The 20,093-nt window shown below is 70.8% G+C and carries 21 protein-coding genes and 1 pseudogene; 7 read left to right on the top strand and 15 right to left on the bottom strand.

Features of this window, described 5'->3' with window-relative positions; translation table 11 throughout:
- Positions 1 to 43 precede the first annotated feature (43 nt).
- Positions 44 to 901: a diacylglycerol kinase family protein gene (locus HC031_RS04060; RefSeq protein WP_167923782.1), complete on the top strand. Its 858-nt coding sequence runs from the start codon at positions 44 to 46 to the stop codon at positions 899 to 901.
- A gap of 65 nt (positions 902 to 966) precedes the next feature.
- A pseudogene (locus tag HC031_RS04055) lies at positions 967 to 2,301 on the top strand (MinD/ParA family ATP-binding protein); the annotation flags it as partial.
- A gap of 65 nt (positions 2,302 to 2,366) precedes the next feature.
- Here HC031_RS04055 and HC031_RS04050 read toward each other — a convergent pair.
- Entirely contained in the window at positions 2,367 to 2,828 is a 462-nt protein-coding gene (locus HC031_RS04050) for a DUF3151 domain-containing protein (protein ID WP_167923781.1), read from the bottom strand.
- Positions 2,829 to 3,118: 290 nt separating this feature from the next.
- Here HC031_RS04050 and HC031_RS04045 point away from each other — a divergent pair, with 290 nt between their 5' ends.
- Entirely contained in the window at positions 3,119 to 4,315 is a 1,197-nt protein-coding gene (locus HC031_RS04045; protein ID WP_338090474.1) for an LOG family protein, read from the top strand.
- Positions 4,316 to 4,380: 65 nt separating this feature from the next.
- On the opposite strand, the gene fbaA is transcribed toward HC031_RS04045, so the two are convergent.
- Positions 4,381 to 5,406 (bottom strand): class II fructose-bisphosphate aldolase, encoded by a 1,026-nt coding sequence (gene fbaA, locus HC031_RS04040; RefSeq protein WP_167923779.1) that lies wholly within the window; start codon positions 5,404 to 5,406, stop codon positions 4,381 to 4,383.
- Positions 5,407 to 5,608: 202 nt separating this feature from the next.
- On the opposite strand from fbaA, the gene HC031_RS04035 reads away from it, so the two are divergent.
- The gene (locus HC031_RS04035; RefSeq protein ID WP_167923575.1) at positions 5,609 to 5,917 is read left to right on the top strand and encodes a hypothetical protein; all 309 of its coding nucleotides are present in this window, start codon (positions 5,609 to 5,611) and stop codon (positions 5,915 to 5,917) included.
- Here HC031_RS04035 and HC031_RS04030 read toward each other — a convergent pair.
- On the bottom strand, positions 5,905 to 7,284 hold the full coding sequence (locus HC031_RS04030) for an FAD-dependent oxidoreductase (protein ID WP_167923778.1): 1,380 nt from the start codon (positions 7,282 to 7,284) through the stop codon (positions 5,905 to 5,907). The two genes, HC031_RS04035 and HC031_RS04030, sit on opposite strands and share 13 nt — an antisense overlap.
- A gap of 4 nt (positions 7,285 to 7,288) precedes the next feature.
- Complete coding sequence (gene amrS / locus HC031_RS04025) at positions 7,289 to 8,413, bottom strand: AmmeMemoRadiSam system radical SAM enzyme (RefSeq protein WP_205862218.1); 1,125 nt, start codon at positions 8,411 to 8,413, stop codon at positions 7,289 to 7,291.
- A gap of 79 nt (positions 8,414 to 8,492) precedes the next feature.
- Here amrS and HC031_RS04020 point away from each other — a divergent pair, with 79 nt between their 5' ends.
- Together HC031_RS04020 and HC031_RS04015 are read left to right on the top strand one after the other, a co-directional pair.
- On the top strand, positions 8,493 to 9,320 hold the full coding sequence (locus HC031_RS04020) for a DUF2127 domain-containing protein (protein ID WP_338090473.1): 828 nt from the start codon (positions 8,493 to 8,495) through the stop codon (positions 9,318 to 9,320).
- A 17-nt stretch (positions 9,321 to 9,337) separates the two neighbouring features.
- Complete coding sequence (locus HC031_RS04015; protein ID WP_240942084.1) at positions 9,338 to 10,096, top strand: DedA family protein; 759 nt, start codon at positions 9,338 to 9,340, stop codon at positions 10,094 to 10,096.
- 9 nt (positions 10,097 to 10,105) lie between these two features.
- Here the strand turns inward: HC031_RS04015 and HC031_RS04010 are convergent, their stop codons facing one another.
- The 9 genes from HC031_RS04010 to HC031_RS03970 all read right to left on the bottom strand — a co-directional run bounded on the left by HC031_RS04010 (position 10,106) and on the right by HC031_RS03970 (position 17,817).
- Complete coding sequence (locus tag HC031_RS04010; protein ID WP_167923775.1) at positions 10,106 to 10,270, bottom strand: hypothetical protein; 165 nt, start codon at positions 10,268 to 10,270, stop codon at positions 10,106 to 10,108.
- A 132-nt stretch (positions 10,271 to 10,402) separates the two neighbouring features.
- On the bottom strand, positions 10,403 to 10,783 hold the full coding sequence (locus tag HC031_RS04005; protein ID WP_167923774.1) for an ArsR/SmtB family transcription factor: 381 nt from the start codon (positions 10,781 to 10,783) through the stop codon (positions 10,403 to 10,405).
- Positions 10,784 to 10,839: 56 nt separating this feature from the next.
- On the bottom strand, positions 10,840 to 11,379 hold the full coding sequence (gene pyrE, locus HC031_RS04000) for an orotate phosphoribosyltransferase (RefSeq protein WP_167923773.1): 540 nt from the start codon (positions 11,377 to 11,379) through the stop codon (positions 10,840 to 10,842).
- A 261-nt stretch (positions 11,380 to 11,640) separates the two neighbouring features.
- A complete protein-coding gene (locus tag HC031_RS03995) occupies positions 11,641 to 12,417 on the bottom strand; it encodes an SDR family NAD(P)-dependent oxidoreductase (protein ID WP_167923772.1) in 777 nt (258 codons plus the stop codon).
- Positions 12,418 to 12,486: 69 nt separating this feature from the next.
- Positions 12,487 to 13,107, bottom strand: coding sequence for a hypothetical protein (locus tag HC031_RS03990; protein WP_167923771.1), 621 nt, complete (start codon positions 13,105 to 13,107; stop codon positions 12,487 to 12,489).
- Between the two features lie 79 nt (positions 13,108 to 13,186).
- The gene (locus HC031_RS03985; RefSeq protein ID WP_167923770.1) at positions 13,187 to 13,996 is read right to left on the bottom strand and encodes a hypothetical protein; all 810 of its coding nucleotides are present in this window, start codon (positions 13,994 to 13,996) and stop codon (positions 13,187 to 13,189) included.
- Positions 13,997 to 14,029: 33 nt separating this feature from the next.
- Entirely contained in the window at positions 14,030 to 14,383 is a 354-nt protein-coding gene (locus HC031_RS03980; protein WP_167923769.1) for a hypothetical protein, read from the bottom strand.
- An 81-nt stretch (positions 14,384 to 14,464) separates the two neighbouring features.
- Positions 14,465 to 17,056 carry an ATP-dependent chaperone ClpB gene (clpB, locus tag HC031_RS03975; RefSeq protein ID WP_167924035.1) on the bottom strand — a complete coding sequence of 864 codons (2,592 nt, stop codon included), beginning with the start codon at positions 17,054 to 17,056 and terminating at the stop codon, positions 14,465 to 14,467.
- Between the two features lie 161 nt (positions 17,057 to 17,217).
- Positions 17,218 to 17,817, bottom strand: coding sequence for a DUF1707 domain-containing protein (locus HC031_RS03970; RefSeq protein ID WP_167923768.1), 600 nt, complete (start codon positions 17,815 to 17,817; stop codon positions 17,218 to 17,220).
- 161 nt (positions 17,818 to 17,978) lie between these two features.
- Here HC031_RS03970 and HC031_RS03965 point away from each other — a divergent pair, with 161 nt between their 5' ends.
- Positions 17,979 to 18,410 carry a hypothetical protein gene (locus tag HC031_RS03965; RefSeq protein WP_167923767.1) on the top strand — a complete coding sequence of 144 codons (432 nt, stop codon included), beginning with the start codon at positions 17,979 to 17,981 and terminating at the stop codon, positions 18,408 to 18,410.
- 25 nt (positions 18,411 to 18,435) lie between these two features.
- Here HC031_RS03965 and HC031_RS03960 read toward each other — a convergent pair whose 3' ends face one another.
- The gene (locus tag HC031_RS03960) at positions 18,436 to 18,852 is read right to left on the bottom strand and encodes a heat shock protein transcriptional repressor HspR (protein WP_420813598.1); all 417 of its coding nucleotides are present in this window, start codon (positions 18,850 to 18,852) and stop codon (positions 18,436 to 18,438) included.
- 17 nt (positions 18,853 to 18,869) lie between these two features.
- A complete protein-coding gene (dnaJ, locus tag HC031_RS03955; protein WP_167923765.1) occupies positions 18,870 to 20,090 on the bottom strand; it encodes a molecular chaperone DnaJ in 1,221 nt (406 codons plus the stop codon).
- Positions 20,091 to 20,093: the final 3 nt, after the last annotated feature.

The raw sequence follows: 20,093 nt of genomic DNA, 5'->3' as shown, positions 1-20,093 counted from the left end.
GCGGCAACGCCCCGGGGTGTCAGGCTAACAAGGAGGAAAAACGGTGAACGACGTGGTGCTGCTCACGCTCGACGACGGGCTCTCGGGCGGCTGCGCGAGCTCGCCGCGCGTGCCCGTCCTCGCCTGCCGGGACGCCCTGGTGGCCGGTGGCGCCCAGGTGGAGACGGTCACCGCGTACTCGGACGGCGACATCGACGCCGTCCTGGACTCCCCGGACCGGGTGCTGATCGTGGCGGCGACGACCGACGGCGAGGTCCGCGCCGTCGTCCGGCGGATGGTCCGGCGGTACGCGCCGGCGCCGAGCGCCCGCCCGGAGTCGTTGCCGGAGGACCGCACGCTGCCCGACCTGCCGCCGATCGGTGTCCTTCCAATGGGTGACGTGGAGCTGGTCAAGCGCCTGGGGCTGCCGAGCGACCCGGCCGCGGTCGCCGCCGCCGTCCTGAGCGGCCGCACCCGCCGGCTGGACCTGCTGCGCAACGACGGGGGCTCCGTGACGCTGCACGGCACGCTGCTCGGCGGCGCCGACGACACCGGACAGGCGGTCCCGTACGCGGCCAGCGTCAACGTCGACGACACCGTGCTCAGTGACGGCGGCGAACCGCTGCTGGCCACCGCCGTCGCCAACGCCGACGGCTACGCGACCATCGACGACCTGCCGCTGGTGACCCGCGCCGACGCGGCGGACGGCATGCTCGACGTGGCGGTGGCGCTGCCGGTCACCACCCGCCGGTGGTACGGCCGGCGCCAGGTCCGGGTGGAGGTACGCCGGGCGCGGGGCCGCGCGGTGGCGGTCCATCCGCGCACCGACGTGCCGTTCGTCGACGACGGGGTGGCGGGCACGCTGGGCCGTAAGCGGACCTGGTGGATGGAGCGGGGAGCCTGGGCCGTCTTCACGTCGTGAGATCGGTTGACTTCGCGACGTGAGGTCGGCAAATTGACCGCTATCCGGTGACGTATTCAAATACCGTGCCAAACAGGCCCGGTGGATCGCCGGAAGGGGGGCACCTCGTGGAAGATCCGTTCTGGCCGCCGGACGAGAACGTCGCGTCGTCGCCGGCCGAGCGTGCCGGGTCGCCGCGCGACCACCAGCCCGCGGCGGTGCACGGCCAGCCGGTAGCCATCGATCCGACCACCCGGACGCTCGCGCCGAACCGTACCCGGACCGAGGCCGGCTCGCCCTGGAGCCAGCCGCCGCCTCTGCCACGGCCACCCGCGCCGGCACCGCCGGTCACGCCGGCGGCACCGGCGCAGTGCGTCGATCCGTCGCCGGCGCCCGGCGTCTACCGGACCCCGGCGTACGCGACCCCGGCGTACGCGCCACCCGCCGCCCGGCCAGCGCCGCCCCCGCCACAGCAGTGGGCTCCCGAGGGCTCGGTGACCGCCGAGGATTTCGCGCGGCGCCGAGCGGTCCGGCCTGCCGAACCGGTCGCGACCATGGGCGTGCGCGGGGCCTTGCGGAAGTCCACGTTCGGGCTGGTCAACCTGGGTCCGGGGCGGCACGAGCAGGAGATCCGCCACGACATCGAGATGGTGCGCCGCAACTTCGGCGGACTGCGCCAGGTCACCGTGGTCAACCCCAAGGGCGGCGCCGGCAAGACCATGGCCGTCCTGCTGCTGGCGATGACCTTCGGGCAGCGGCGCGGCGGGTACGTGCTGGCCTGGGACAACAACGAGACGCAGGGCACCCTCGGCATGCGCGCGCAGCAGGACTTCCACTCCCGTACGGTCCGGGACCTGCTGCGTGACCTGGACCATTTCCGCGGCGCGCACGGGCGGGTGGGTGACCTGTCGCAGTACGTGCGGGCGCAGGGCGAGGGGATGTTCGACGTGCTCGCCTCGGACGAGTCGGCGACCGCGGGCGAGATGCTGACCGCGATGGCGTTCGCCGACATCCGCGAGATCGTGAGCCGGTTCTACAAGCTGATCTTCGTCGATACCGGCAACAACGTCCGCGCGGAGAACTGGCAGGCGGCGATCGACGCGACCGATCAGCTCGTGGTGACGATGTCAGCCCGCAACGACTCGGCCGAGACCGCGGCCCGGATGCTCGACTACCTCGAACAGCAGGGGCTGCACCGGCTCGTCCGGCAGGCCGTCACCGTCGTCTCGATGCCGCCGAGCCGCCGCGATCTCGACATTCCGGCCATCGAGCGGCACTTCCAGGCGCGTACCCGGACCGTGCTGCTGGCACCGTACGAGCGGTTGATCGACTCCGGTGAGCCGCTTCGCTACAACGCGCTCTCCTCGCAGAGCCGCCGGGCCTGGCTGAAGATCGCGGCCGCGGTCGCCGAGGGCCTTTGACCAGATCTTGGACACTCGCGCGACCCATAGGTGGCACAAGTGTCCAAGATCGCGGAGATAGGCGCTCAGCCCGTCAGCGCGTCGGCGGCGGCCGGATCGCAGTCGCGCAACAGCTGGGCGCAGCGCGCCGCCTCGTCCGCCTCGCCGATCGCGGAGGCCGCCAGAGCCAGGACGTTCACGCAGCGCAGGAACCCCCGGTTGGGCACGTGGGACCACGGCACCGGGCCGTGCCCTTTCCAGCCGCTGCGGCGTAGCTGGTCGAGCCCCCGGTGGTATCCGGTCCGGGCGTACGCGTACGCGGTGACCGGGTCGCTCGCGGCGAGCGCCTGCTCACCGAGGCGGGCCCAGGCGGCGCTGTAGCTGGGGAACCGCGCTGCGACGCCCTTCAGGTCGTCCCATCTGCCGAGCGGACCGGGCGGCGCGGTGTCCTCGTCACCGACTCCGGCGTCGGCGAGCGCCTGATCCGCCTCCGGATGTGCCGGCAGCAGGGTGGGCGGCGGCTCTTGAAGAAGGTTCTGGTTCTGCATGTCCCAATTCAACCGTTGCCGCTCGTAAAGCACTAGTAAGTGGGGTCCCGGCGGGCCCCCCTCACGGGTCGGGTCGGTCCGCATGCGAGCCGCGGGAGCCGGGGCTGCCGCCCGGGACGCCGCAGTGACCGAACGGCTGAGGCCTTCGTCACGCGTACGGGTGGTGCGCAATTGTGCAATGACGATTACAACTGGAGGTCCGGAGCCTCCCCAGGACCGGCAAAACGATGGCCCGAGACTTGTGCTCGGGCCATCGCGGTGTTCACCGGCGACTACGGCAGGATGACCGGGTGCCTACGCCTCCACCCACCGATGTCATCGCCCTTCACGACGCCACCCCGCACGAGGTCGAGACCCGCGCCGAACTCGACGTGCACCTGTCCGGCGGAAGCCTCGGCGGCCTGGTCATCCTCGGCCTCGATCTCGGCGACGCGGGCTTCGCGCGGGCGCTGGCCACGGTGGATGTGCACGACGCGCTCTTCGTCGGCTGCCGGTTCGCCTCCCCGGAGGTCACCGCGGACCTCGTCCGCCGCGGCGCGCTCGTGGTACCGGCCTTCGACGGCGTGCCGTACCCCACCCACCCCGGCCGCCTGTACACGGCGGACGACCTCGCGGCCGGCTTCGGCCGGGACGGCTTCGCCGGGATGTACGACACGGTCGTCTACGAGCACTTCCGCGCCTCCGGCGGCGCGCAGCCGGCCCCCCGCGAGGCGCTGGTGCAGCGACTGCACGACAGCGGCATCGACAACGCCCTGGCCGCCACGACGAACACCTGGATCGCAGCGGCCGGGCGGTCCGCCGCGATCGGCATCATGGGCGGCCACGCCGTACCGCGCGGCTCGACGACCTACCGGCTGGCCGCGACGCTGGGATGGGAGCTGGCGCGGGCCGGCCGCCTCGTCGTCACGGGCGGCGGCCCGGGCGTGATGGAGGCGGCCAACCTCGGCGCCTTCCTGGCCGACGGGACCGCCGCCGATCTGACGGCCGCCATCGACGTGCTGGCCAGCGCACCCGACTTCCGCGACAGCGACCCGTACACCGCGGCCGCCCTCAAGGTGCGCGACCACTTCCCGCCCGCCGGCGGAACGGACCCGCTGGGCTGGGCCCGGCAGGGTGGGCTGTCCATCCCGACCTGGCTGTACGGCCACGAGCCGGCCAACCTGTTCGCCGCCCGGATCGCGAAGTACTTCTCCAACGCGATCCGGGAGGACACCATCCTGCGACTGTCGCGCGGCGGCATCGTCTTCGCGCCCGGTTGGGCCGGCACCGTGCAGGAGGTGTTCCAGGCCGCGACGAAGACGTTCTACGCCACTGACGGGGTCAGCGGGCCGTACGTCTTTCTCGACTCCGTGTACTGGACGCAGCGGCTGCCGGTACGCACCCTGCTCGAACCGCTGCTGGCCAACTCGCCGGCCGGCGACCTGAGCGGGTTGATCCACGTGACCGACGACGTGGCGGAGGCGGCGGCGCTCCTCACCGCCCCCTAACCGGCGATCTTGGACACCTGGCGGGCCTATGACACCGCCAGGTGTCCAAGATCGCGGAGAAAGCGCTACTTGCTCATGCTGGTACCGACCGAGCGGAGGTGCTGGCAGGCCTCCACGACCCGCTTCGCCATGCCCTCCTCGGCCGCCTTGCCCCACGCCCGCGGGTCGTAGGTCTTCTTGTTGCCGACCTCGCCGTCGACCTTGAGGACGCCGTCGTAGTTTCGGAACATGTGGTCGGCGACCGGCCGGGTGAACGCGTACTGCGTGTCGGTGTCGATGTTCATCTTCACCACGCCGTAGTCGAGCGCCGCGCGGATCTCCTCCAGCAGCGAGCCGGACCCGCCGTGGAACACCAGCGACAGCGGCTTCTCGCGGCCGTACTTCTTGCCGATCGCGTCCTGGATCTCCTTGAGGATCTCGGGGCGCAGCTTCACGTTGCCCGGCTTGTACACGCCGTGCACGTTGCCGAAGGTCAGCGCCGCCATGTAGCGGCCCTTCTCACCGAGGCCCAGCGCCTCGACCAGCGCGAGACCGTCCTCGGCGGTGGTGTACAGCTTCTCGTCGATCGCGCCGACGATGCCGTCCTCCTCGCCGCCGACCACGCCGACCTCGACCTCGAGGACCGCCTTCGCGGCGGCGGCCTCGTCGAGCAGCTCCTGCGCGATCGTCAGGTTCTCCCCGAGCGGCACGGCGGAGCCGTCCCACATGTGCGACTGGAACACCGGGTCCTCGCCGCGCGCCACCCGCTCCTTCGAGATCGCCAGCAGCGGCCGGACGAACTTGTCGAGCTTGTCCTTCGGGCAGTGGTCGGTGTGCAGGGCGATGTTCACCGGGTACTTCTTGGCGACCTCGCGGGCGTACGCCGCGAACGCCACGGCACCGGTGACCATGTCCTTCACGGTCGGCCCGGACAGGTACTCGGCACCACCGGTGGAGACCTGGACGATGCCGTCGCTCTCCGCTTCGGCGAAGCCGCGCAGCGCGGCGTTGAGCGTCTGCGAGGAGGTGACGTTGATCGCCGGGTAAGCGAAGGCGCCCGCCTTCGCGCGGTCGAGCATCTCGGCATAGGCATCGGGCGAAGCGATGGGCATTGCGGCGCTCCTTGGCTGTTAGGTCCGTCGTGGGGGACCCCGCTGTCCTCGTCGAGGTGGAGTATCCCGCAGCACCGGCCCCGGGCGCTCGCCGGGCCGGCAATCGCATCCGCGGCCTTCGTCCCGAGCGCCGGACCGACCCTCGTGCGTACGGTATGAAAACCTGGTGCGTTCCGCGCCGAGTGTGGGTACAGGGGGAGATATGACCAAACCTGGCGAGGACATCCGGGGCGGGCAGGACGACGTCGACGACGAACTGCGGCCGGCGACGGACGACCTCGAAGCGCCTCCGGCGGACGCGTTCGAACAGACGCTCCCCTTCCACGCGGAAGATCTGCCGGAACGACCGCGCGTGCCCCTGGACGCGAGTGAGGGCGACGCGCTCGAGCAGGCGCTGCTCGCCGTCCCCAGCCATGAGCCGGAGCGCCCACGGGTGCCGTTCGAGACCAGCGAGGGCGACGCGATCGAGCAGGCGCAGACGGTCGACTTCGACGACGACTACGACCGGTAGTCCGCCCGTTCCACCGCCACGGCGGCTTTCCGCGCCGCCACCAGTACCGGATCCCAGACCGGGGCGTACGGCGGGGCGTAACCGAGGTCCAGCGCAGTCATCTCGTCGACGGTCATCCGGTTCCACAGGGCGGTCGCCAGCACGTCGATCCGCTTGGCCGCCTCGGACCGGCCCACGATCTGCGCGCCCAGCAACAGGCCGGTACCCCGCTCCGCGATCAGCTTGATCGTCATCTCCGCCGCGCCCGGGTAGTAACCGGCCCGGCTGGTCGAGCGCACCACCGCCGTCACGAACTCGTACCCGGCCGCCGTGGCGTCGAGCTCCAGCAGCCCGGTACGCCCGACCTCCAGCTCACAGACCTTCGTGACGGCCGTCCCGACCACGCCGGGGAACGTGGCGTACCCGCCGCCGATGTTGATGCCCGCGACCCGGCCCTGCTTGTTGGCGTGGGTCCCCAGCGGCACGTACACCGGCTGACCGCTGACCCGGTGCACCGTCTCGACGCAGTCGCCGGCCGCCCACACCCCGTCAGCCACGCGCATGCGCAGGTCGGTGACGACTCCTCCGGTACGGCCGACCGGCAGGCCGGCGGCGCGCGCGAGGTCGGCGTCGGGGCGTACGCCCAGCCCCAGGACCACGACGTCGGCCGGAAATTCACCCGTGTCGGTGACCACGGCCGACACCCGGCCGTCGGAGTCCTTCAGCCCGGTCACCGTCACGCCGGTACGCACCTCGATGCCCATGGCGCGGATCGCCTCCCGTACCAGCGATCCCATGTCGGGGTCGACCGTGGCCATCGGCTGCGGGCCGCGCTCGACGATGGTCACCGCAAGCCCCCGGCGGACCAGCGCCTCGGCCATCTCCACGCCGATGTAGCCGGCGCCGACGACGACCGCGCGCCGCGGCGCCGGCCCGGCGTCCAGCCACGCCATCAGCGCGGCGGCGTCGTCGAGGGTCTGCACGCCGAAGACCCCCTCCGGGCCGCCGCCGGCCCAGTCCGGGCGCACCGGCCGGGCGCCCGGCGCGTACACGAGATCGTCGAACCGTTCGCGTACCGGCTCGCCGCCGGCTGTGTGACGCGCGACGACGTGCCGGTGCGCCAGGTCGATCGCGACGACCTCGTGACACAGCCGGACGTCCATGGCGTACTCGTCCCGGAACGTCTCGGGGGTCCGGGCCACGAGCCGGTCGGGGCCGTCGACGAGGTCACCCACCCAGTACGGGATGCCGCAGCTGGAGTACGAGGTGAAGTGGCCGCGCTCGAACACGACGATCTCGAGGTCGTCGCGGCTGCGCCGGCGGCGGGCCTGGGAGGCGGCGGACATGCCGGCGGCGTTGCCACCGATCACGACGAGTCGTCGGGCCATCCGTTCATTGTCCAGAACGCGGCGCGTCGCCGGGATCCGCCAGCCGGATCCCCAGCCGACGGGGTCCCCAGCCGCCCACCGGCCCGTCGAAGCGACCTGGAAGTGACGTGCCGCAGGTGGCGCAGCGCCCGTCGGCGGTCAGCCGGTAGTCGTCGATGGCGTACCAGTCTCGGACGATCACCGGCTCGTCGCATCCGGGGCAGGTGGTGGTCTGGCCGGCGGGATCATGCACGTTGCCGGTGTAGACGTAGCGCAGCCCGTGTTCGCGGGCGATCCGTCGGGCCCGGCTCAGCGTGGCCGGCGGCGTGCGCGGCACGTCCCGCATCTTGAAGTCCGGGTGGAACGCCGTGAAGTGCAGCGGTACGTCCGGACCGAGATGTTCGGCGAGCCAGGCGCACTCGGCCGCGATCTCGGCGTCGGAGTCGTTGTGGTCGGGGATGAGCAGTGTCGTGATCTCGAACCACACGTCGGTGTCGCGCAGGTGCTCCAGCGTCTCCAGCACGACCGACAGCTTCGAGAATGTGATCTTGGAGTAGAACGTCTCGGTGAACGCCTTGAGGTCGATGTTGGCTGCGTCCATGTGACGGTAGAACTCGGCCCGCGGGCCCGGGTTCATGTACCCGGCGCTGACCGCGACGGCCCCGATCCCGCGCTCCCGGCAGGCGTCCGCGACGTCCATCGCGTACTCCATGAAGATCACCGGATCGTTGTAGGTGAACGCGACGCTGCGGCAGCCGAGCCGCCCGGCCGTGACCGCGAGCAGCTCCGGCGAGGCCGCGGCCGACAGCGTGTCGATCTCACGGGACTTGGAGATGTCCCAGTTCTGACAGAAACGGCAGGCGAGATTGCAGCCGGCGGTGCCGAACGAGAGCACCGACGAGCCGGGCAGGAAGTGGTTGAGCGGCTTCTTCTCGATCGGATCGACGCAGAAGCCCGACGAGCGGCCGTAGCTGGCGAGCACCACCCGGTCGTCGACCCGCCCGCGCACGAAGCACAGCCCACGCTGGCCTTCGTGCAGCTTGCAGGCCCGCGGGCACACGTCGCACTGCACCCGACCGTCCGGCAACCGGTGCCAGTACGCGGTGGGCACCGTGTACGGGTCGTCCAGGCTGAGCGTGTCCGCCGTCACGGGTTCCACGCTATGCCGCGCGCGAGGGTGGCGGCCACGAATGACGAGCGGCGTCGACCTGCGGTTGTAGCGTGACGGCGTGGACTGGAACCTGCGGGTGTGCGGCCGGCGCGGCCACGTCATGTACGCGCCGACCGAGGAGGAGCTACGGGCCCGGCTGCGGGTGGAGACCCCCGCCGGGGAGGCCTGGCGCTGCCTGCGCTGCGGCGGCTTCTTCGTGGGCGAGCCGACGGGGGAGGGACCTGCCGACGACGCCCCGATCGTGATACGCGGGCGCGCCCTGCGCGACGCGATCATCCTGCGACTGCTGGCGGTCGAGCGCGGGGTGCGGGCGCTGCTGGTGCTCCTGGGCGCGTACGGGCTCTTCCGCTTCCGATCCCACCGCGACGCCGTCCAGCTGGCCTTCAACGAGGATCTGCCACTGATCCGACCGATCGCCGACAAGATCGGGTACAACCTCGACGACTCGTCGCTCGTACACACGATCCGCACGGTGATCGAGGCCCGGTCGAACACGCTGCTGTGGTTGGCCGTCGGTCTGGCCGTCTACGGTGTGCTGCAGTTGATCGAGGCGACCGGCCTGTGGCTGCTCAAGCGGTGGGGCGAGTACTTCGCCGTGGTCGCCACGGCGCTGGGCATCCCGATCGAGGTGTACGAGCTGACGGAGAAGGTCACCGGGCTGCGGGTCGGGGCGCTCGTGATCAACATTGTGGCAGTGCTCTACATCGCGCTCAGCAAGCGGCTGTTCGGGCTGCGCGGTGGCCATGCCGCCTACGAGGCCGAACGCCACGAGGTGAGCCTGCTCGAGGTCGAGACGGCGGCCGGTGGCGGCGCGATCACCCGCCGGCCGGGCACGGTCCGCGCCGGGGAGCCCGGTGGTGCGCTGCGTGACAACGCCCGCCGGTGACCCGACATGTAACGTGATTGGCCGTGGACACCGCCGAAAAGACGCGCTCTCTGAACGACGTGCTGTCGCTCAACCCGCTCGACGCCAAAGGGCTGCTCCAGACGTTCAGCTTCGTCGGCGTCTGGGTGATCATGTTCGTAGAGACCGGCCTGCTGGTCGGTTTCTTCTTCCCCGGCGACTCGCTGCTGTTCCTGGCCGGGATCGCCTCGTCGCCGATTGCAAAAGACATCGTCGGCCTCACGCTGCCGCTGCCGCTGATGCTCGTGATCACGCCGATCTGTGCCATCGCCGGCGCCCAGGTGGGGCACTGGCTGGGCGCACGCTACGGCCGACGATTGTTCGCCCGGCCCGACTCGCGGCTGTTCAAGCGGGAGTATGTCGACAAGGCCGAGTACTACTTCAACAAGTACGGCCCGGCAAAGGCGGTCGTGCTCGCGCGCTTCATCCCGATCGTGCGCACGTTCCTCAACCCGGTCGCCGGCGTGCTGGAGATGCCGGCGCGGACGTTCTTCATCTGGAACGTCGTCGGCGGCATCCTGTGGACCGACGGCATCCTGCTGGTCGGCTGGGGCCTGGCCAAGCAGATCATCAAGGTCATCCCGCCGAATAAGATCGACAACTACATCATCCCGGTCACGCTGCTGATCGTGGTGATCTCGGCGATCCCGGTCATGATCGAGGCGGGCCGGGGCTACACCGACCGGCGCCGCTCCCGGGCCGCGGCGACCGCCCCGCGTGACCAGGTCAGCCAGGCCAGCCGGCGCGACGAGGTCTGACCGACGGCGTTACGCGGTGCACTGGGTGCCCGCGTCGATGGCGCGAAGGAATTCAGGCGGGCAGTCCGGCAGTTCGGCTGCCCGCCCCAGCGCGAGCGCCTGGTACGTCAGCCGGGCCCGCCTCTTCCAGGTACCGGCCCGCTTGTGGGCAAGCTCGACGCTGTCGGCCAGCACGAAGGTTCCCCCCCGGAACCGACGACGAGACCCGCGCGTACCACCTCGCTCCCCACATGAGTGAGCTGGTCGCGCGGATCTCCATCGCTTTAATTCACCCCCGCCGCCTCACGCGACAGGGTTTGCACTCATTCAGCGCGGCGCCTTCTTGGTGGCGCGCTTACGCGGCGGGGTCAGCAGGTCGGCGATAGTCCCGATCGCGCTCGGCACGATCCGGTAGAACGCCCACACGCCCCGCTTCTCCCGCTCGAGCAGTCCAGCCTCGGTCAGGATGCGGAGGTGATGACTGACCGTCGGCTGGGACAGGCCCAGCGGCGCGGTCAAGTCGCAGACGCAGGCCTCACCCTCCGGGGCCGACTGGATCAGGCTCAGGAGCCTGAGTCGGGCCGGGTCGGCGAGCGCCTTGAGCACCCCTGCGAGGCGCTCCGCGTCAGCACGGTCGATCGGTTCGCCGGCAAGCGGCGAAATCTGAGGCATTGTCACATCGGCCAGCGCAGTTCCCACGAAATCCATCCTTCCACCAACAGCATCGACCCGCCTGCATATCGCAGATCCGAATCGACAATTTTTCAGACCGCAAGGCCGAGGTCGGTCAGCGAGAATACTGAGCGGTAGTTCAGCCCCGCGGATCGGACGAGATCCCCCGCTCCGCGATCCACGATCACCGCCACGCCCACCACCTCTGCTCCCGCCTGCCGCAACGCCTCCACCGCTGTCAAGGCACTCTTTCCAGTGGTAGAGGTGTCTTCGACGACGAGCACCCGACGACCCGCCACGTCCGGGCCCTCGATCCGCCTTTGCAAGCCATGGACCTTCTCAGCCTTGCGCACAACACACGCGTCCACCGCCCGGCCACGCATGGCGGCCGCGTGCAACATAGCCGTGGCGATCGGGTCCGCCCCCAATGTCAGCCCGCCCACGACGTCAAACTCCCAATCTGCGACGAGATCGAGCATCACTCGTCCAACTAGCGGTGCGGCAGCGTGATGAAGGGTGATCCGCCGCAGGTCCACATAGAAATCCGCTTCGGCACCCGAAGACAACGTCACACGGCCGGTTACCACAGCCAGTTCAGTGATGAGTTTACCGAGGTCGTCACGTTCGGTCATGTTGAAAAGCGTACTGGTCACACCGTCGACGGACCCAACGCCCCACTTATTCCGGCAGTCACATTCTTCCAGTTGGGGACAGTCCGGGCCACCACAGCGCGCGCGACACGCCGCCTACTCATGTCCGTCGTTGTGATGTTTGTCGCTTTATCCCGTTTTGTGCCCGTCCCGGGCGATCGACTGCTAGATACGCCCGATATATCCGAAATATTATTGGTTGAAATGCGTCCGACCTGCAACAGCGCGGGACCACAAGGGCCGTCAGTCCCTACCACGCGCATCTTTTGACACGGTTTGCACCAAGCGCTGGGGGAGATGGCGCATACCGAAGACCGCAACCTTGTACTTCCAGTCCGGTACGCTCACGTTCTTTCCACGGCGAAGATCGCGCAAGCCGTCGCGGACGACCTCCTCCGGGGTGAGCCAGAGCCACCCGGGCATCCTCGACATGTTTATACCGGCACGGTCATGAAACTCGGTGCGGGTGTATCCCGGGCACAGCGCCATCACCCGAACCCGAGACGACCGGACCGACTCCGCGATCGACTGGCTGAAGTTCGTCACCCAGGCCTTGCTCGCCGAGTAGGTCGAGCCGGGCATGGGGGTACCGAACCCGGCGACCGACGAGACGTTGATGATCTCACCTCGGCGGCGCTCCACCATGCCCGGCAGCGCCGCCAGGGTGAGCCGCATGACGGCGTGCACGTTGAGATGCAGCAGCCGCTCCTCACCCTCCACGGTCGAGTTCAGAAACGGCGTGTTGAGACTGATGCCGGCATTGTTGACCACCATGTCCACCGGCGCGTCCCGCTGGCCGAGCCGGGCCTCGACCCGCTCGCACCCCTCGGCGGTGGCCAGATCGGCCGCCAGCGACGCCGTCGTGACGCCGTGGCGTTCGGTGAGCTCCGCGCCGAACGCGGCCAGCCGCGCCTCGTCGCGAGCGACCAGCACCAGGTCGTACCCCTCCACGGCCAGCCGACGCGCGAAGGCAGCGCCGATGCCCGCGGTGGCGCCCGTGACCAGAGCGGTCTTGGTCAACGGTGCCTCCCTTTACGTCCAGCGGAGTTGATGTACAGCGTTCGGCCGGTGATCCGCCCCGGTCGAGGGTCAGGCGGTCGGTGGCGGCACCGGCGGGGTGGCCGGAACGGGCGGCTCCCACCCGGCCGCGGGCTTCCTGCGGAAGAACTGGTTGGCCGCGGGCAGGGCGAGCAGCACGACCGCCACCACGAGCGCGGCGAGCGAAACCACCTGGATCGTGGTGATGACGGGCTCGTACCAACCGGGAAGCGCCGCTCTGAGCGCCCGCTGGATGTCCTGCGCGGACGGGGCGCCGTTGGCGCCGTTGTCACCGAGGCCGCTCAGGGCGATGGCGGTCGACGCGAGGCCGCAGCACGACATGCAGATGGCGAGACCGGCGATGACCCAGGTGACGATGCGGGCCGGATTCCTGCCCCGGCCGTCGAGAATCGCCACCACGACGTATCCGATCGCGAAGACGAGGTTTACCGCCGCGTTGGCAGCGATGATCGCCACGGACACGTCCGTGGCGCCTTTCACGGGCGTGTCGGCGAGCACCTTCGTGTACGCCTGCCTGGTAGCCCCCAGGTGGCTGAACATGATGATCGCCAGGAGCAGTTGGCCGGCGGCAGCCAGGTAGAGCATCCAGCACGCGGCCGTCACAACGGCCGGCCGCCGCTCCGGCTCCACCGGCGCGGCCGCGTCCGCCATAAGGTCTCCTCCCGGGGTTGCCCAGGCGGACACGGTATCGGCTGGACATCGATCGCGCGACCCCAAGCTGGACGGCCGCTCACCCCGGCGGGTGGTCCCGCGGGTCCAGCGGGTCGGGCCGGTCGTCGGGCGGCCCCACAGGTCGGTCGCCGGGGTGAGGACCCGGGTGGGAGCCGGCGTGAGGGCCCGGGTGGTCGCCGGGATGGGTATCCGGGTGGGCACCCTCGGCCGGGCCGCCCCACCACTGCGCGGGATAGACGTAGTAGCCGGCGTTCGACTGCTGCGGAGGCGGCACCGGCGGGGGCCGGAAGAAGCGGTTGGACGGCGGCACGAGCAGGAGCACCACGGCGGTGATCGCAAGGGGTGCCAGCAGCAGGGCCGGCAGCGCGACCAGGCCCACCCATGCCGGTGTCTCCCGCGCCGACAGTTGAGCCATCTCCACCTGCAGCGCCGTCCCGCTCGACATGCCCGCGCCGGCCAGCGCCAGCCCGTACCCGCCGCAGCAGCAGACCGACGCGCCCACGCCGCCGATACAGCTGAGCACGCGAGCGACCGGGTTGCCACGCCGCAGCCACAGCGCGGGCACGAACAGCGCTCCCGAGGTCAGCAGTACGAAAGCCGTGGTGGCGCCGGCGACGATCCGGTGGGCGGTCTGCTCCTGGCTGACCTCCTGCGCACTGGCCGCCGTCCGCTCCGCGGCGCGCCGCAGCACGTCGTCGAAGTGGGTGAAGTCGTACCCGAGCGAGACGAGGGGGAGCAGGGCGAGCACGGCCGCGGTCATGAGCAGGACCGTCGCGGCGGACACCGGCAACGGCGGACGACCCCGCCCGGTGGGGGCGGGGTACGCGGGCCACGGCTGCCCGGCGGGCGGGCCGGTTGCGGGGTTCACCGCGTCCACCCTTCCCGGCCGTGCGCTGGTGAATCAGCCCGGCTGCCCCTCGTGGTACGCGGCCGCGTACTCCGCCAGGGTGGTTCGGTTGCGGACGCAGCCGCTGAACGTGTCGACGGGAGCGCGGTCGCCGGCCAGCCGGTCCCAGGCCTGCCGGCCGGCCTCCGGGTCCATCCGCCCGATCAGTACGGCCGCGTACACCCGGCCGGCCGGTGACGCCGCGTCGAGCAGGCGCTCCAGCCGCGGCCGCAGCGCCGGCGTGCAGCGTTCGGCGATCGTGTCGAACGCCCTCGTCTCGGGCAACACCTCGCCGGCGAAACCGACGCCCCCGAACGCGACGGTCTCCGCCCGCTCCAGGTCATCCAGGTACCGCTCCAGATCCTCCACGAACCCACCTCCTCACCGGTGGGATCCTGGACACTTGGCGGTGTCATAGGCCCGCCAAGTGTCCAAGATCGCTGAAGGCGGTCATGCCGCCCGGACCGTCAGCGCCCTCTTGTCGTCTGCCAGGTCCACCACGACGCGGTCACCGTCGCGGACCTCGCCACCCAGCAGCGACTTGGCCAGCTGGTCGCCGATCGCGGTCTGGATCAGCCGGCGCAGCGGCCGGGCGCCGTAAACCGGGTCATACCCGTTACTGGCCAGCCAATCACGCGCCGGGTCGGTCACCTCGAGCCCCAGCCGGCGGTCCGTCAGTCGCCGCGCCAGCCGTTCGAGCTGGATGTCGACGATCGCCTTGAGGTGGTCGCCGGCCAGGGCCGAGAACACCACGATGTCGTCGAGCCGGTTGAGGAACTCCGGTTTGAAGTGCTCCCGGACGACGACCATGACGGCGTCCCGGCGCTGCTCTTCGGTCAGGAGCGGGTCGGCGATCACGTGCGAACCGAGGTTCGACGTCAGGATCAGGATCGCGTTGCGGAAGTCGACCGTACGGCCCTGCCCGTCGGTGAGCCGGCCGTCGTCGAGCACCTGGAGCAGCACGTCGAACACGTCCGGGTGGGCCTTCTCGACCTCGTCGAGCAGGATCACCGAGTACGGCCGCCGGCGCACCGCCTCGGTGAGCTGGCCGCCCTCCTCGTACCCGACGTAGCCGGGCGGGGCGCCGAGCAGTCGGGCCACCGAGTGCTTCTCGCCGTACTCGCTCATGTCGATGCGTACCATCGCGCGCTCGTCGTCGAACAGGAACTCCGCGAGCGCCTTGGCCAGCTCGGTCTTGCCGACCCCGGTCGGGCCGAGGAACAGGAACGAACCGGTCGGGCGGTCGGGGTCGGCGATGCCGGCGCGGGCCCGCCGCACGGCGTCGGAGACGGCCGCGACGGCCTCGTCCTGGCCGACCACCCGCGAGCGCAGCGATTCCTCCATCCGCAGCAGCTTCGCGGTCTCGCCTTCGAGTAGCCGGCCCGCGGGGATGCCGGTCCACGACCCCACCACGGCGGCGATGTCGTCGGCGCCGACCTCCTCCTTGAGCATCGCGCCGTCGGTCTGGATCGCCGCCAGCTCCGCCTCGGCGTTGGCCAGCCGCCGCTCCAGCTCGGGTATGCGGGCGTAGCGCAGCTCGGCGGCCCGCTCCAGCTCGGCGTCGCGCTCGGCGCGCTCGGCCTCGCCGCGCAGCCGCTCCAGCTCCTCCTTGGCCGCGGAGATCGCGGTGATGTGCTGCTTTTCGAACTGCCAGCGCTCGGTGAGCGCGGTCAGCTGCTCCCGCCGGTCGGCGAGCTCGGCGCGCAGCTTCTCCAGTCGCTGTGCGCTCGCCGGGTCGGGCTCCTTGGCCAGCGCCATCTCCTCGATCGCCAGCCGGTCGACGGCGCGCTGGATCTCGTCGACCTCGGTCGGCCGCGAGTCGATCTCCATACGGAGCCGGGAGGCGGCCTCGTCGACCAGGTCGATCGCCTTGTCCGGCAGGAACCGGTCGGTGATGTACCGGTCGGACAGCGCCGCCGCGGCGACCAGGGCGCCGTCGGTGATCCGGACGCCGTGGTGGACCTCGTAGCGCTCCTTCAGCCCCCGCAGGATGCCGATGGTGTCCTCGACGCTGGGCTCGCCAACCAGAACCGGCTGGAAGCGCCGCTCCAGGGCGGGGTCCTTCTCGATGTGCTCGCGGTACTCGTCGAGCGTGGTCGCGCCGATCATGTGCAGTTCGCCGCGGGCGAGCATCGGCTTGAGCATGTTGCCGGCGTCCATGCTGCCCTCGGCCTTGCCGGCGCCGACGACGGTGTGCAGCTCGTCGAGGAACGTGACGACCTTGCCGTTGGAGTTCTTGATCTCCTCCAGGACGCTCTTGAGCCGCTCCTCGAACTGTCCGCGGTACTGCGCGCCCGCGACCATGGCGCCCAGGTCCAGCGACACGAGGCGCTTGTCGCGCAGCGACTCCGGCACGTCACCGGCGACGATGCGCTGCGCCAGCCCCTCCACGATGGCGGTCTTGCCGACGCCGGGCTCACCGATGAGCACCGGGTTGTTCTTGGTCCGGCGGGACAGCACCTGGATGACCCGGCGGATCTCCGAGTCACGTCCGATGACCGGGTCGATCCGCCCCTCCCGGGCGCGCTCAGTCAGGTCGACGCCGTACTTGGCCAGCGCCTGGTAGGTCTCTTCCGGGTCGGCGCTGGTGATCCGCCGGTCCCCGCCACGGACCTGGGGGAACGCCGCGACGAGGCTCTCTTCGGTGGCGCCGACGCGGCGCAGGGCGTTGCCGACCGCGCCGCCGACGCGCGCGAGACCGGCCAGCAGGTGCTCGGTCGACACGTACTCGTCGCCGAGCGGGCGGGCGATCTGCTCGGCGGCGGCGATCGCGTTGGCGAACTCGCGGGCCACGCTGGGCTCCGCCACGGACGAGCCGCGGGCCGAGGGCAGTTGCTCGACCGCGCGGACGGCCTCCCGGCGTACGTCGGCGGGGTTGGCCCCGACCGCGCGCAGCAGCGCCGCGGCGGTCGAGCCGCCGGTGTCCAGGAGGGCGAGCAACAGGTGCCACGGCTCGACCGTGGCGTGGCCGCGACTGGCGGCCGTATCCACAGCCGCCTTGATGACCTCGCGGCTCTTGGTGGTCAGGCGTTCGGCGTTCATCGGCTCCTCGGGCTTCATCGGACTTCGTCAGCGTGCCGCTTCGGACTTGAGTCTACCCAACTCAACTTTAGGTGTGCTATGAGAAAGCAGACACCGTCCAAACCGGTCGGCGAAGCCACGGCCGCGCGCGACGCGGGCCGCTGGAGGTGAGGAGGGCGGGGCTACCAGCTCCAGCGCCAGAAGCGGCGCCGGTAGCGCACCTTCAGGTTCCCGGCCTTCAGCGAGCCGGTCACCACGAAGTGCGGCCCACGATCGGGTACGTCGTAGCCCGCCGGTACTTTCAACTTGGCGTCGCCGGCGAGCACCTGCACGCCGTCGATGTCGGCGGTCGCCCCGTGCGGCAAGATCAGCTTGACGTTTCCGGCGTGCACCTGCACGTCGATCTCGACGACGGGGTGCTGGATCACCGCTTCGGCGAAGTCGAGCCGCACGTTGCCCGCCTTGTTGCGCACGACCAGACGGCGCGGGACGGCCCACCGACCACGGCGCTTGAGGTTGGAAGCAACGCTGCGCAGTTCGACGACATCCTGAACGGGCCGTCCGACCGACGTCGCGGCGACCGGCAGGTCGGCAAGGTGCGGCTCCACCTCCGCGTACGTCCTCGCCCGCAGCACCGCGTCGACCCGCTCCTCGAACTCCACCAGGGTAAGCCGGCCTTCCGACAGCGCCGTGCTGAGCCACCCCACCACCCGCTCGCGGTCGGCATCCGACAGCCGCAGCGCGGGATTGTCAGGCTTCTGGGGGGCAGGCTCGACCGTCACGCCACGGAAATCTACCGGCATCCGGGCCTCCGTACCGAGCATCCGATCATTACGGTGTGGCCATCCAAGCTGCGCAGCCCTTCCATAGACCCGCGTTGACCAGCTACGGTGACGCGCATCCAGCCAGGACACGCAGACCCGACTGGCTACAGGAGATAGCGGTGAGTGTTCAACCAGCGACGTCTCGTGGCTTCGCGAATCCCGTCGACCCGACTCCCGCCGAGCTGCGCGCGTGGGCCTACCACCCCGACCCCGCGCAAATCGCGACCCTGCCCCCCGACTGGGACCTCCTGGTCTCGGGTGACCGGCTCATCGGCACCCTGTTCGAGATCGCTTCCGACCCCGCCTGCCCGGCCCGCCGCTTCGCCCTGCACTGCCTGTACATCTACGCCGCCGACGGGGTCCGCACCGACTTCCGGGCGCACCCCCGCCGCCGGCTGCGCAGGTTCGTCGAGACCGCCGAGCAGGCCGGTGACGAGGTGCTCGCGGTGTGGGCCCACAACGTCAGGATGCTGCTGGCCCGCCCCGAGCTCTTCGACTACCACGACTGGTGCGAGGGCGGACTGGTCCGCAACCCGCGCCGTATCGGCTGACGGCGCCACCCACCCGGGCTGCCGACTACCGGCGCGGCCGCCAGACGACGAGCGCGGTCTGACTGCTCGACATGGGCACCAGATCCCGCCTGGGGAAGATCGTCGACTCCAGCTCGGCGATCCGCTGCCGCGCCGCCGCCAGCTCCTCCTGCGTTTCGACCAGCTTCTCCTGGAGATCCGCCACCAGCTGCTCCAGCGCGATGATCCGCTTGATCCCGGCGAGGTTGACGCCGTCCTCCTGGCTCAGCCGCTGGATCTCGCGCAGGAGCGCGACGTCCCGCGGGCTGTACCGGCGGCCGCCGCCCGACGACCGGCCGGGCTGAACGAGCCCCAGCCGGTCGTACTGACGCAGCGTCTGGGGGTGCATGCCCGCCATCCGGGCGGCCACCGAGATGATCAGCACCTTCTCGTCGGACTCGACACCGATCACGATCTGCTCCACGCGCTCGCTTCGCTCGGTCATGGTCGGCTCCTTCCGCTCTGCCCGGTCGTACGGCGGAGGGCGGCCTCGAGACGCTCACGGGGCGCCGGCGGGGTGGCGTCGGCGAAGTCCTGCAGCGCCTTGCGCGCATCCTCGGACAGATCCTTGGGCACCTGCACGTCGACGGTGACGAGCAGGTCTCCGGTACGCCCGGAACGGGTGGTGACGCCCTTGCCGCGCACCCGCAGGGTCCGTCCGCTCGGGGTGCCGGGCGGCACCCGAACGGTCACCGCGCCGTCGAGGGTCGGCACCCGGAGGTCCGTGCCCAGGACCGCCTCGGCGAAGGTGACCGGAACGGTCAGGACGAGATCATCGTCCTTGCGCTGGAAAATGTCATCCGGCTTGACCTTGATCAGCACGTACAGGTCACCCGGCGCGCCGCCGCGCTCCCCGGGCTCGCCCCGGCCGGGCAGCCGGATGCGCTGGCCGTCGTTGACGCCCGGCGGGATGCGGACGTTGAGCGTACGGGTCTTGGTGACCCCGCCGGTGCCGCGGCACTCGGGGCACTTCTCCTCGACGAGGGTGCCGACGCCCTGGCATTCCCGGCAGGGCTCGGAGAAGCTGAACGCGCCCTGGTTGCTGGTGATCAGGCCGGAGCCGCGGCAGGCCGGGCAGGTACGCGGCTTGCTGCCGGGCGCGGCGCCGGTGCCGTGGCAGGTCTCGCAGACCCCCGGTGCGCGCAGCGTGAGGGGCATGGTGACGCCCTGGACCGACTCGGCGAACGACAGCGTCAGCTCCGCCTCGATGTCGCGGCCACGACCGGGGGCGCTCCGCCGGCCCGTGCCGCCGCCGGAGAAGATGGAGCCGAACAGGTCGGAGAAGCCCGCGCCGCCGAATCTGCGGTCGCCGGCGCCGGCCGTCCCCCCGGCCCCGCCGCCGAACAGGTCGCCCAGGTCGAACGGGACGCCCCCGCCGGCCCCGGCGCCCGCGCCGGCCCGGGCGCTGCGCCGGAACGCGCCCGACCCGAAGAGCGCGCGCATCTCGTCGTACTCCTTGCGCTTGCTCTCGTCGGACAGCACGGCGTAGGCCTCGGAGACGTCCTTGAAGCGCGCCTCGGCCTCTTTGTTACCGGGGTTGCGGTCGGGGTGGAGCTCCCGGGCGAGCTTCCGGTAGGCCTTCTTGATCTCATCGGTGGAGGCCGACTTGGCGACGCCGAGGACGGCGTAGAAGTCCTTCTCCAGCCAGTCCTTGGTACTCACCGG

Source organism: Planosporangium thailandense, from assembly GCF_011947195.1.
Taxonomy (GTDB): domain Bacteria; phylum Actinomycetota; class Actinomycetes; order Mycobacteriales; family Micromonosporaceae; genus Planosporangium; species Planosporangium thailandense.
The sequence above is the reverse complement of the archived record's forward strand: the minus strand, read 5'-3'. Positions and strand labels throughout refer to the sequence as shown.